The following is a 12,222-nucleotide window of genomic DNA, read 5'->3' as shown; positions in this document are numbered from 1 at the left end:
GAGAGTTGGCAGAGCCCGGTTTAATGCACCTGACTTGAAATCAGACGTGGGGTCAAACCCACCGGGGGTTCGAATCCCTCACTCTCCGCCAATTTACGAAAACCCGCACATTGTTGCGGGTTTTTTTATGGGTGAAATATTTTCTGATCTCATCCTGTCTGTATCTTGTAATTACAAAACATTTCATAAAAACCAAGTTATGTCGCGCTTTATTCACAAAAGCTTGATATATATAAAAAGGTTTACAATCAACTGAAATCATTACGGCATATAAAAGCGGTGCACGTGTATCGCTGGTCCTTCGCAGTTGGTAGTAATAACAAAAATTCAAGAGGACATTATGCAGGCAATGCCCACACTTAATCTTCGGGAAGGCACGGTTGAACAAAAAAGACAGGAAATAAAGGCGTATTTCCTCGACTCATTCAACACATATGAATCACTTTTCTCTTGCCTAGTGAATGATGAGGTCTTTTACGAGCGACCTGAAAAGCTGCGTCATCCGTTAATTTTTTATTTCGGCCATACCGCCACGTTTTTTATCAATAAGCTAGTGCTTTCAAAGGCTATCAACGAGCGTATTAACCCTAAGTTTGAATCGCTCTTTGCTATTGGTGTTGATGAGATGAGTTGGGATGACCTCAACGATGAAAACTACGATTGGCCGCAGGTTGAAGAGGTGCGTCAATATCGAAATCAAGTTCGCACCTTGGTATGCGACCTTATAGATACCATACCGTTTAGCATGCCTATCGACTGGGACAGCCCAATGTGGCCTTTAGTGATGGGAATAGAACACGAACGCATTCATTTAGAAACCTCGTCTGTACTTATTAGGCAATTACCTATTTCGTCTGTGCGACCTAGTTCAGAATGGCCTGTTTGCCCTACAATGCTCACGCAGTCTGAAAAACTTGATGCCAACGTATTAATTACGGTTCCAGCGCAAACGGTAACTAATGATAAGACATGGGATAGTGCCTATTACGGCTGGGACAATGAATATGGAACTCAGCAAGAATCCGTAAGCGAGTTTAGTGCATCTAAGTTTCTGGTAAGCAATGGTGAGTATTTAGCTTTCGTTAAAGACGGCGGTTATCACAATGCGAAGTACTGGGAAGCTGAAGGCAATAAATGGCGAGAATATACCCAAGCCCAGCACCCTGTGTTTTGGGTTAAAAAGGGCGATGACTATATCTATCGCAGTATGCTTGAAGAACACCCACTTCCTTTAGATTGGCCGGCAGACGTTAACTATCACGAAGCAAAAGCCTTTTGTAATTACTTAAGTGAGAAGAACGGCGCGCTTATTCGCCTGCCTACTGAGAATGAATGGCAAGCGCTACGCGAGCATGCTGGTGTAACACAAGCCGTATATGCTGATGGTTTCAACATTGCTTTACAAAAATATGCTTCGAGTGAGCCAGTTGATGTTAATCAGTCTGGCGAGTTTTTCGATGTAGTAGGGAATGTATGGCAGTGGACTGAAACGCCAATCTATCCGTTTGAAGGTTTTAAAGTGCATCCACTGTACGATGACTTCACTACGCCAACGTATGATAATAAGCATAACCTCATTAAAGGCGGTAGCTGGGTATCTACAGGCAACGAGGCAATGAAAGACAGTCGCTACGCATTTAGGCGTCATTTCTTTCAGCATGCCGGGTTCAGATATGTTCAAGGAAAGCGAGTTATAGCAGTGAACGATTTTGATTACGAAAGCGATACACAAGTGTCGCAATACAGCGAGTTTCACTATGGCGACGAATACTATGGTGTGCCTAACTTCGCCAAAGCCAGTGCTCAGTTTTGTATAGACAATATGCAGGGGCGTCAGCACAGCAAAGCATTAGACTTAGGCTGTGCAGTGGGCCGTTCAACATTTGAACTTGCTAAGCACTTCGACCATGTTGATGGCATTGATTTTTCTGCTCGCTTCATAAAAACCGCATTTGATATGCAAGAGCGTGGAGAGATCCGCTATAACCTAATAGAAGAAGGTGAACTAACGTCATTTAAGGCAAGAAAACTTTCTGCTTTAGGTTTAGAAGAGAGTGCCGAAAAGGTCGCTTTTGCTCAGGGCGATGCGTGTAACTTAAAGCCTCAGTATACGGGCTACGACCTTATTTTTATGGGGAATTTAATTGATAGGGTCTACAGCCCCAGAAAAGTACTGGCTGATATGGCAAAGCGTTTAAATAAAGGCGGTTTGCTGGTTGTAGCCAGCCCCTTTACTTGGCTGGAAGAATACACTGAGAGAAGCGAGTGGTTAGGGGGCTATAAAGATGAAAATGGTGAAACACTTAGCTCTACGCAAGCACTAGAAGATGCGCTAGGTAGCGGCTTTAAGCGCGTTGGCGAGCCCACAGAGCTGCCGTTTGTCATTCGAGAAACCAAACGTAAATATCAGCACACGCTTTCCGAGTTCAACGTATTTGAAAAGGTAAGCGATTAAAGGCGAGATAGAAGACGCTTATGCCATGTTTTGGGGCCACGCTTTGAGTTAGTACACTAGACAAAGCGTGGCTTGATATCTGAGATGACATTTTGTTTAAATAAACACCTGTATAAATAATAACTGAGAACGCGTTGTGCTTGTTACAGTACCAAGAAGCTCCGTAGCTCGAGTCAACAGGGCAACTCAACAGAACAAAATTAGGTAGAGCAAGCAAAACGGCAAAATACTGCTTAGAATCGTAAGTAGAAATTAAGTATAGAGTAAGTCGAGGGTGTACGAAGAGCAAAATCAACTCCCAGTGTTCAGTGCATTTGAACATGAGTTTATGCCTCACAAAGATGTGTGGCAGGCCCCAGCTCATCTAAAACGCGATCAAACTCGGCTTAAGTATTCAGCAATATTGCGTCGCTTTTATAGAAAAGTTTCTCAACAAACATCGGTCATAGATTCGCAACAAGAACCCATTGCTATGTGGATAGCCGATATGGATATACCGCCTTGCGATGACATTATAAGTGCAGTTACAAAAAACCTTCGTTCAACATATGGATATCAGTCTCTTGATATTGGTGAGGCTGTGGCTAAACGTTTTGAACGCAGTTCACCGAAATACAGCCGTTTTAATGTTAACAGCACTGATGTAGTTGATGTGGCCAGTATTATTGGCGCAATAGACGTAGCGCTTCGAACATTTTGTAAAGCTGGACAGAAGGTGATGGTGTTAACACCTACCTATTCACCCATAACCGAAACGGTGAAAAACAACAATTTAGAACCTGTATATATACCGGTAGGGCAGCCAGTCTGTACCATTAAAGAAAAATATACGGATGTAGCTTGGTCACACACTAGTAATCATCAAAATAATGATAATTCGTTAAACGAAATAGACCTCAACGCTTTAGACAAATCTGCAGTAGCATTTGTTATCTGTCACCCCAACAACCCTACTGGCACAGTATTAAGCGCTTCAGCACAGCGTAAAATCGTGGATTTTTGCGCTTATCACAATATTTTGTTGATCACCGATGAAGTACACAGTGAATTTGCCTTTAACTCATATAACGAGCCGACCCTTATCCCTATCTTTGGCAGTGAACTTGATTACGAAGATGCAAATGAAGCTGAAATAAGTGAGCAAAATAAAATAATAGGTAAAAACATTAGGCACACACCGCGAATTATCCACCTCAATAGTGCCTCTAAAGCCTTCAACTTAGCCAGTATTCCCGGCGCGTCGTATGCGATTATAAAAGACAAAAAGATAAGGGAAAGATTTGCCCAGGCCATCAATGAACGACACCTTAATGCAACTAACTTAGGAAAAGTTGCATTAATTGCCGCCTACGTGAATGGCAGCACCTGGCTAGACGCGGTTAAAGGTGCGTTAGCCTTTAACAGAAAGCTTGTTGTTCGCTTTTTCAAGCACTACGGCATCAACGTAAGCTATACTATGGGAAGCGCTGGCTACTTTCTATGGCTAGATCTCGCCTCATTTCCCTCGAAGATCTCACAACCCATGGCTTCTGTGGCGACGGTAAAAGATTCGGTGGGAAAGGAGTCTGATCAGATTCTTCGTTATTCACCTGTTGCAAACGTAGAACAGTGCCTAGAGCGGGGCGTAGTAGGTAACGACGGAGCCCCCTTTGGCGCGCCGAATCATATAAGGCTTAATTTGGCCTGCCATCCTGCGGTTATAGAGACCGCGCTGCAACGTTTGTGCTTCACGTGGTAACTGTTCGCTACCGTTTAGTTTGAATTACACGCCAATAAGTTTCTAATCGACCTTTTGCATGACCGATGACAGCATTCTAAATATTAGAATAACTAACCCTATTATCCCGTATTTTATTCCTACTAAAAAGAATTAAACTAACCTTATTGCAAATGAACTCAACCAAGATCTCAGCGGCAGTATAGCTCGTGGCTAATTAAGGGATTTTGTAAGAGCAGAAAAGTTTAAGGAGTTAAAGTGATGTACTTGCGAAAAGCGAACGAAAGAGGAAAAGTCAATTTTGGTTGGCTAGAAAGCCGACACAGTTTTTCATTTGGGCACTACTATGATGCGAAGCACATGGGCTTTTCAGCGTTAAGGGTGATTAATGATGATATTGTTCAGGCAGGTAGAGGTTTTGAGACGCACGGCCATAGAGATATGGAAATCATTTCATATGTAGTGAGCGGTGCTTTGAAACACGAAGACAACACGGGTAATGAATACGTGGTACCTGCGGGTGATATACAAGTGATGAGTGCGGGACGCGGTATTATGCACTCAGAGTTTAACCCCTCAAGTGAAGAACCTGTGAACTTTCTCCAAATTTGGATTGTGCCAAATGAAAAAGGGGGAACACCAGGTTATACCCAGAAAACTTTCGGTAGTAGTGCTGGTGGTAATGAAAAGCTGGAGTTGCTCGTAAGTGGCGACGGCAGAGATGGATCGTTAAAGATTAAGCAGAATGCGTCAATAAGTCGCTTGACCTTGAAGGCTCAAGAAGCGTGGCAACGAAATGCTGAAGGGCAAAAAGGGTATCTTCATATAATCTCAGGTAAGGCCAAAGCGTCGGTGAAAAGTGCACCTGAAGCCGTTGAATTGGTACCTGGCGATGCTATTGGAATTTACGAGGAAGATAGTATTTCGCTTATTGCATCTCACGATTTGGTTGCCCTTTGGTTTGATTTACCAATTTAATTAGCTAAAAGTAATCTAGATCAATAATTTAGTTTCAATTTGTGTATCTCTACTTCACGAATCTTTATCTCGTGGTATGATGGCTGTGATAAGGTTTTAGGCTGTTAATAGTTATCATTAACGAAAATTGACAGTCTTAAACCTAGTTGTTTAGAAAACTGAAGTCAGTGAGATACTAGAGTGATAAAAATAATCCTAGCAGATGACCACGATTTGGTCAGAAGAGGGATACGCCGGATTCTGGAAGACGTAGAAGATTTTACTGTTATTGATGAAGCGAGTAACGGTGAAGATGCGGTACAAATGTGCCGAAAAAATGCGCCAGATGTGGTACTCATGGACGTGAACATGCCTGGTATTGGCGGACTAGAAGCGACAAAGAGAATTGTTCGCATGTCAGAAAATACGCGGGTGATATGTGTTTCAATGCACAAAGAAAGCCCGATACCTATGCAGGTAATGGAAGCGGGTGCGTTTGGATTTCTTACCAAAGACGCAAAGCCAGATGAGGTTATTCTTGCCATTCATAAAGTGGCGGCGGGGCAAATGTATCTCGACAATGAAATGGCCAATAGCATTGCGATAAGTAAGTTATTGCCAAGTTCGGATAATCCATTTGATGAGCTATCGAGTAGAGAACTTACAATAGCCATGAGATTAACCGAAGGTCATAAAGTGCCAGATATTGCTCGAGAACTTAGCATCAATTCAAAAACGGTTAATACCTACCGTTATCGTATGTTCCAAAAATTAGGCGTGACGTCTGACGTAGAGTTAACACACTTAGCCTATCGTCATAAGCTAATCAGTCCTAATACCTTTTAAGCGTCACTAGACGCATAACGTCAAAGTGATTATGTCTGCATTTGATTCAGCAGCATTTCTTAAGAATTTAACCTCTCAACCTGGTGTGTACCGTATGTACAACAGCCAGGAAGAGGTTATTTACGTAGGAAAAGCCAAAAACCTTAAAAAGCGAGTATCAAGTTACTTTCGTACTAACGTTGATAACGCTAAAACTCGTTCGTTAGTCAGCCAGATTGCGAACATGGACGTCACCGTTGTAAATAGTGAGACCGAAGCGTTTCTACTAGAGAACAACTTCATTAAGAAGTATAAACCGCGTTACAACGTGGTAATGCGTGACGACAAATCTTACCCTTTTATCTTTTTATCAGATCACGAACATCCTCGGCTTTCTTTCCATCGCGGCCCTCAAAAGAAAAAGGGTGAATATTTCGGGCCATATCCGAGTGCTTGGTCGGTTCGAGAAAGCTTACGCTCCATGCAGCGTATATTTCCTGTTCGTCAATGCGAAGACAGCTATTACCGTGCGCGCAGCAGACCTTGCCTTCAGTATCAGATGCAACGGTGCAGCGCGCCTTGCGTTGAAGGCTATGTGAGCGATGAAGAATATAAAGAGCAGGTCAACTTTGCTCGCCTGTTCTTAAAAGGGAAAAACCAGCAAGTCATTGGCGGGCTGGTGGACAAAATGGAAAAAGCCAGCGAAGCATTAAACTTTGAGGCCGCCGCGCGCTATCGCGATCAGATAAACGCCTTAAGGAAAGTACAAGAGCGACAATGGGTTGCCGGTACCCAAGACGAAATGGATGTGTTTGGGTTTGCGTTCAAAGGCAATATGGCCTGTATTCAAGTTATGTTTATTCGCGAAGGGCAACTGCTAGGCAGCAAAGCATATTTCCCTAAAGTACCCAATACGGCAGACGAGCAAGAAGTTTTCGAATCTTTCTTCCTACAATTTTATTTAGCGGGCAACAAAGTCATTCCTAAACAAATTGTGTTAAGTAACACACTTAGTGACGAAGATGCTATTGCAGACGTACTTGCCAGTGAAGCAGGGCACAAGGTGCATTTCTTTAAAGGGGCGAGGGAAGAGAAGCGCAAGTATCTACAGCTGGCCCAATCAAATGCACAAACCGCATTAGATGCCCAATATAGCCAGCAAAAGTCTGTGTTTGCACGCTATCTAGACCTAGAAGCGGCACTGGAAGTTGATACGCCTATTCAGCGCATGGAATGCTTTGATATTTCTCACACCTCTGGTCAACAAACAGTGGCGTCCTGCGTGGTATTCAATCGAGAAGGGCCACTTAAAAGTGACTACCGTCGCTACAACATTGAAGGCATCACACCTGGAGATGACTATGCGGCTATGGCGCAAGCATTAAAGCGTCGCTATAAGTCTGTTAAAGAGGTACAGAAAATTCCAGACCTTCTATTAATTGATGGCGGTAAAGGTCAACTTGCCCAAGCTGAGGCGTTTTTTGAAGACTGGCCTCATGATAAAAAGCCCATGCTTTTAGGTGTAGCAAAGGGCACTACCCGTAAGCCGGGTTTAGAAACTTTGATTCTGGCGGGCAGTCATCAAGTGCTTCCCATGGATAGCCATTCGCCTGGTCTTCATCTTATTCAGCATATTCGCGATGAATCACACCGATTCGCTATTACTGGGCACCGCAACCGCCGTCAGAAAGTAAAAACGACCTCGAGCCTTGAAAGTATTCCTGGTATTGGCGCTAAGCGTAGACAGACGTTGTTAAAGTTTATGGGCGGCTTACAAGGTCTTAAAAAGGCCAGTAAAGATGAAATAGCAAGTGTACCAGGCATTAGCCCAGAACTGGCGGATACTATTTACGACCACCTTCATCAATAAATGACTGAGTAACAAGCAATGCATTGCAAATTAAGGTAATGTGTTGTGAAAATGAAAGAAGCTTAGCTAAAAGCTACTGCGCTAAAACGCCCATAGAGGCATAACACCGAGACGTACTTTTTATGTGGACTGTTCCAAACTGTATTACTTTATTTCGAGTAATCCTTATACCTGTTTTTGTGGTTGTTTATTTTCTTGATTGGCGCTGGGCGCACGAAGCAGGGGCCTTTATCTTTTGGCTGGCGGCCATCACAGACTGGTTTGACGGGTATTTAGCACGAAAACTTCAGCAATCTACGCCCTTTGGCGCTTTTTTAGACCCGGTGGCAGATAAACTTATCGTAGGTGCCGCGCTTCTTATGATCACACATAGTTATGCAAACCTTTGGATCACTTTGCCATCCATTGCGCTTTTGGTGCGTGAAATTTATGTATCGGCATTACGAGAATGGATGGGTTCAAATGGCGTAAGAGACGCAGTTAAAGTGTCTTTTATAGGTAAAGCTAAAACCACTGCTCAAATGTTAGCCTTAATTGGATTACTTTCAGGGTTAGAAACTTTTATGGGCGTAACAATTTATTGGGTTTCTTTAGGTTATATCCTTTTATATTTCTCTGCAGTGCTGTCAATTTGGTCAATGTTTGTTTATACAAAAGCGGCGTGGCCACACCTTCGAAGTGGCGCAGTAAAGTAGAATTGATCGCGGTTTAATCAAAGTGAATAAAAAAATAGCAAACGATCATAAAAAACCGCATTTATCTCAATTTAAACGCTTTTTTGTGTTGACAGTTTTGAATGGGTAGGTAGAATGCACCCCACATTTCGAGAGGACATCAACCAAATCGAAATGGTCGATTAAGACATGCGGGAATAGCTCAGTTGGTAGAGCACGACCTTGCCAAGGTCGGGGTCGCGAGTTCGAATCTCGTTTCCCGCTCCAATCTCTTGGAGATAAGTTTTAATCACGCGCCAGACGCATCTGGCGGAATGGCAGAATGGCTATGCAGCGGATTGCAAATCCGTCTATCTCGGTTCGACTCCGGGTTCCGCCTCCAAACGCTGCAACGCAGCATCAGGTTCTACGCCTGACACCTTTGCTGAAAAGCAACCCGATGCCCGGGTGGTGAAATTGGTAGACACAAGGGATTTAAAATCCCTCGCTGGTAACAGCGTGCCGGTTCAAGTCCGGCCCCGGGCACCATTTACTTCCACATTTTTATTCAATACAAAATTTTGTCAATCTCGCTCTTTTACTGCGTTTTACTATGGTAAAATCCGTAAAAATCTTTGGCAAAGACGTACTATCTTGAATTCTGTTATGTCACTTCGTTTAGACGAGCTATCTCGTGCTGAGCGTCCATTTCACGCGCGTGGTAGCAAGGTAATTCGCTGTGATGCGTGTTTGCTTCCAACGCAAAACTGTATTTGTGAATTTAAGCCTGAAGCTGGCACAGATGTGGCGGTTTTGTTTTTAATGTACAAAGGCGAATACTATAAACCTACCAATACAGGCCGTCTGATAGCAGATGTGGTTAAAGACAACCATGCGTTTTTATGGAAACGAACGGAACCTGATGAAGCGTTACTGAAACTGCTAAGCGACGACAAATACTTTCCCATTGTGGTATTTCCACACGAATATGCTGCAGCTGAACGCTGTATTGGCGCTCCACCATTGAATACTGGCAAAACGTTACTATTTATTTTCTTGGATGGAACCTGGCGTGAAGCAAAGAAGATGTTTGTAAAAAGTCCTTATTTGCATAATTTCCCTGTGCTGGGCGTTAGCATGGAAGTGGCTTCAGACTATCTATTAAGGGAGTCTACCCATGATTTCCAACATTGCACCGCAGAAGTAGGTATTAGCGTTTTGGCACTAGCTGAGCAGCAGCAAGGGGCACAAACGTTAGCGCACTATTTTAGCGTGTTTAGGCGGGAATACTTAAAAGGTAAGCCCCATTTACAGCATAAGCTCGCGTTTGCAGAGTCGCAGGTTAAAGATAACATCTAAAAAGTGTCACTTTTATTTGCGAAAGTATTGTTTTACATCCACTATTTTATATTAATGAAAAACGGAGAAAGCGAATGGCATCAGTTACTTTTCAAGGCAACACAGTTACAACTAAGGGCCAGTTACCAGAAGTAGGTACAGCGGCACCAGACTTTACCTTAGTAAAGGCGGATTTGGGCGAAGTAACGCTGTCAGAACTTGCAGGTAAAAACGTTGTATTGAATATCTTTCCTTCAATCGACACAGGCACTTGCGCAATGTCAGTGCGTAAATTTAACGAAGAAGCTGCAAAATTAGATAATACAACTGTTATTTGTGTGTCAGCAGACCTGCCATTTGCTGCGGGCCGTTTCTGTGGCGCAGAAGGCATCGAAAATGTACTTACAGGTTCTACCTTCCGTTCAAGCTTTGGCGATGATTACGGTGTAACCTTCGAATCAGCACCGCTGACGGGTTTGCTATCGCGCTCGGTTGTTGTTATCGATACTGAAGGTAAAGTGGTTTATACAGAGCAAGTAGCAGAAACTACTGAAGAACCAAATTACGAGTCTGCGATTGCTGCATTAAGCTAAGAAGCCCACTTAGTCACTAAGTGAAATAGTACATAGTTAATGTGAATCAATACCAACCGATTCGTTTTTATCGCGGTATTACAAGGCGCTCACTCATGTGAGCGCTTTCCAGGAGGATGTAATGGCATCAGTATTGCTGTCAGTCGGCGAGTTAGCCAATGCAATGCAACAAAAACCGGTTACGCTTGTAAGAGCGTTGATGGATGATCCCGTTTCAAAAACACCAGATACACGAACGGCAATGGTATTGCCTGCGTCAGTGGATTTTGATCTAGATAGCGAAGGTAGCGACCACACTACTGGTCTACCTCACAGTATGCCCTCAGCTGATAACCTTGCTATTTATCTTGGCAATCAGGGTATTACAGCAAATACACCCATAGCGGTTTACGACACTCGAGGTTTGTATTCTGCGCCTAGAGTATGGTGGATGCTAAAGGCACTGGGGCATAAAGATGTATATATATTAAATGGTGGCCAACCTGCGTGGGAGGGGGCTGGGCTTCCCGTTTCAGAACAACAGCAGTATGGAAAATTAACCTATCAAGCAACACCTCGACCTGGGTGGTTTGCAAACTCTAGCGCCGTGCTTCAAGCTATAAATACTGAAGCGCAACTGCTTGATGCGAGAAGTAGTCCGCGATTTAAAGGCGAAGTTTCAGAACCCCGAGAGGGAGTGCGCTCAGGGCATATGCCAGGCGCGTTTAATGTCCCCTTCGATACATTACTAAAAGATGGTCACTTCTTACCTGTAGATGAGCTAAATGCTGTTTTTGCACAAGCAAAAATCGATTTGCGTAAACCTATTATTTGCACGTGTGGTTCAGGCGTTACCGCTTGTATCATTGGTGTTGCAGCTCTTATGTGTGGTGCTACGCAAGTTTCGGTATATGATGGGTCATGGTCTGAGTGGGGCGCTAATACCCAGTATCCGGTAGTCAAAGGCGTGTAAAAGCATAAAAGCCGTGAAATACTAAAATCATTTATGTGCGATGTATGCTTAAGCACGATATTACCGCGAGATTCATAGAAAAACCGAATAACTCGCTTTATAGTAACAGAGTAAGTACAACCCAATGTCAGCTAATCAATCCTTACCCAATATTGTTATTCTCACCGGTGCGGGCATTTCCGCTGAGTCTGGGTTAAAAACGTTTCGCGATAATAACGGCCTTTGGGAAAATCACAGTGTTGAAGAAGTCGCTACACCCGAAGCGTTCGAGCAAAACCCTAGTTTGGTTTATCGCTTTTATAATGCGCGCCGGGCACAGCTTCAACAGAATGATGTTTTGCCTAACGCAGCACATACGGCGCTGGCTAAACTAGAGAAAGCCTTCGGTCAAAAACTAACGTTGGTGACGCAAAACGTTGATGATTTACATGAGCGTGGTGGCAGCGAATCGGTTTATCATATGCATGGTAAGCTATTGTCTGCGCGCTGTGCTATTAGCCAGCAAACTTTTGATTGGCGTGAGAGTTTTGATCACACCACTAAATGTCCGTGCTGTAAAAGAGTAACCCTTCGACCGGATATCGTTTGGTTTGGTGAAATGCCCATGTATATGGAAGAGATTTACGATGCGCTTTCACAGGCTGATGTATTTATAGCTATTGGTACATCGGGTAATGTTTATCCCGCTGCTGGCTTTGTTCAGATTGCTAAAGAAAATGGCGCTCACACAATAGAAGCGAATTTAGAGCCAGGTGTATCCAATGCCTTGTTCGACGAATCACTTACAGGTCCTGCCTCGCGCATAGTTCCGCAGTGGGTTGATGAATTGATTTCAAAATATGCGCTGTAGGAGGCGCAAAAC

The 12,222-nt window shown here is 43.5% G+C and carries 10 protein-coding genes and 3 tRNA genes; all 13 read left to right on the top strand.

Annotated elements, in window-relative coordinates:
* Window positions 1-340 precede the first annotated feature (340 nt).
* Entirely contained in the window at window positions 341-2,455 is a 2,115-nt protein-coding gene (ovoA, locus tag ACXAGK_RS11905; protein WP_474856392.1) for a 5-histidylcysteine sulfoxide synthase, read from the top strand.
* Between the two features lie 328 nt (window positions 2,456-2,783).
* Window positions 2,784-4,193, top strand: coding sequence for an aminotransferase class I/II-fold pyridoxal phosphate-dependent enzyme (locus ACXAGK_RS11900; RefSeq protein WP_474856407.1), 1,410 nt, complete (start codon window positions 2,784-2,786; stop codon window positions 4,191-4,193).
* A 237-nt stretch (window positions 4,194-4,430) separates the two neighbouring features.
* Window positions 4,431-5,150 carry a pirin family protein gene (locus tag ACXAGK_RS11895; protein ID WP_474856391.1) on the top strand — a complete coding sequence of 240 codons (720 nt, stop codon included), beginning with the start codon at window positions 4,431-4,433 and terminating at the stop codon, window positions 5,148-5,150.
* Window positions 5,151-5,330: 180 nt separating this feature from the next.
* Window positions 5,331-5,975 carry a UvrY/SirA/GacA family response regulator transcription factor gene (uvrY, locus tag ACXAGK_RS11890; protein WP_269917018.1) on the top strand — a complete coding sequence of 215 codons (645 nt, stop codon included), beginning with the start codon at window positions 5,331-5,333 and terminating at the stop codon, window positions 5,973-5,975.
* Between the two features lie 31 nt (window positions 5,976-6,006).
* Window positions 6,007-7,824, top strand: a complete 1,818-nt coding sequence (gene uvrC, locus ACXAGK_RS11885; protein ID WP_474856390.1) for an excinuclease ABC subunit UvrC — start codon at window positions 6,007-6,009, stop codon at window positions 7,822-7,824.
* A 122-nt stretch (window positions 7,825-7,946) separates the two neighbouring features.
* A complete protein-coding gene (gene pgsA / locus ACXAGK_RS11880; protein WP_014979382.1) occupies window positions 7,947-8,519 on the top strand; it encodes a CDP-diacylglycerol--glycerol-3-phosphate 3-phosphatidyltransferase in 573 nt (190 codons plus the stop codon).
* A 170-nt stretch (window positions 8,520-8,689) separates the two neighbouring features.
* Window positions 8,690-8,765, top strand: a tRNA-Gly gene (locus ACXAGK_RS11875).
* 41 nt (window positions 8,766-8,806) lie between these two features.
* Window positions 8,807-8,880, top strand: a tRNA-Cys gene (locus ACXAGK_RS11870).
* A gap of 59 nt (window positions 8,881-8,939) precedes the next feature.
* A tRNA-Leu gene (locus ACXAGK_RS11865) sits at window positions 8,940-9,026 on the top strand.
* A gap of 117 nt (window positions 9,027-9,143) precedes the next feature.
* Entirely contained in the window at window positions 9,144-9,836 is a 693-nt protein-coding gene (locus ACXAGK_RS11860) for a tRNA-uridine aminocarboxypropyltransferase (protein WP_474856389.1), read from the top strand.
* Between the two features lie 74 nt (window positions 9,837-9,910).
* Window positions 9,911-10,408, top strand: coding sequence for a thiol peroxidase (gene tpx / locus ACXAGK_RS11855; RefSeq protein ID WP_474856388.1), 498 nt, complete (start codon window positions 9,911-9,913; stop codon window positions 10,406-10,408).
* Window positions 10,409-10,529: 121 nt separating this feature from the next.
* Window positions 10,530-11,360, top strand: coding sequence for a sulfurtransferase (locus tag ACXAGK_RS11850; protein WP_474856387.1), 831 nt, complete (start codon window positions 10,530-10,532; stop codon window positions 11,358-11,360).
* 124 nt (window positions 11,361-11,484) lie between these two features.
* A complete protein-coding gene (cobB, locus tag ACXAGK_RS11845; protein WP_474856386.1) occupies window positions 11,485-12,210 on the top strand; it encodes a Sir2 family NAD+-dependent deacetylase in 726 nt (241 codons plus the stop codon).
* Window positions 12,211-12,222 lie beyond the last annotated feature (12 nt).

It is taken from the genome of Alteromonas sp. ABM1_013 (assembly GCF_056160505.1).
This window is presented reverse-complemented; position numbering and strand designations above follow the sequence as displayed.

What these genes read in the sequence shown, in the direction of transcription:
- ovoA (WP_474856392.1), top strand. Translation starts at nt 341, where the DNA reads ATGCAGGCAATGCCCACACTTAATCTTCGGGAAGGCACGGTTGAACAA.
- ACXAGK_RS11900 (WP_474856407.1), top strand. Translation starts at nt 2,784, where the DNA reads ATGCCTCACAAAGATGTGTGGCAGGCCCCAGCTCATCTAAAACGCGAT.
- uvrC (WP_474856390.1), top strand. Translation starts at nt 6,007, where the DNA reads ATGTCTGCATTTGATTCAGCAGCATTTCTTAAGAATTTAACCTCTCAA.
- pgsA (WP_014979382.1), top strand. Translation starts at nt 7,947, where the DNA reads ATGTGGACTGTTCCAAACTGTATTACTTTATTTCGAGTAATCCTTATA.
- ACXAGK_RS11860 (WP_474856389.1), top strand. Translation starts at nt 9,144, where the DNA reads ATGTCACTTCGTTTAGACGAGCTATCTCGTGCTGAGCGTCCATTTCAC.
- tpx (WP_474856388.1), top strand. Translation starts at nt 9,911, where the DNA reads ATGGCATCAGTTACTTTTCAAGGCAACACAGTTACAACTAAGGGCCAG.
- ACXAGK_RS11850 (WP_474856387.1), top strand. Translation starts at nt 10,530, where the DNA reads ATGGCATCAGTATTGCTGTCAGTCGGCGAGTTAGCCAATGCAATGCAA.
- cobB (WP_474856386.1), top strand. Translation starts at nt 11,485, where the DNA reads ATGTCAGCTAATCAATCCTTACCCAATATTGTTATTCTCACCGGTGCG.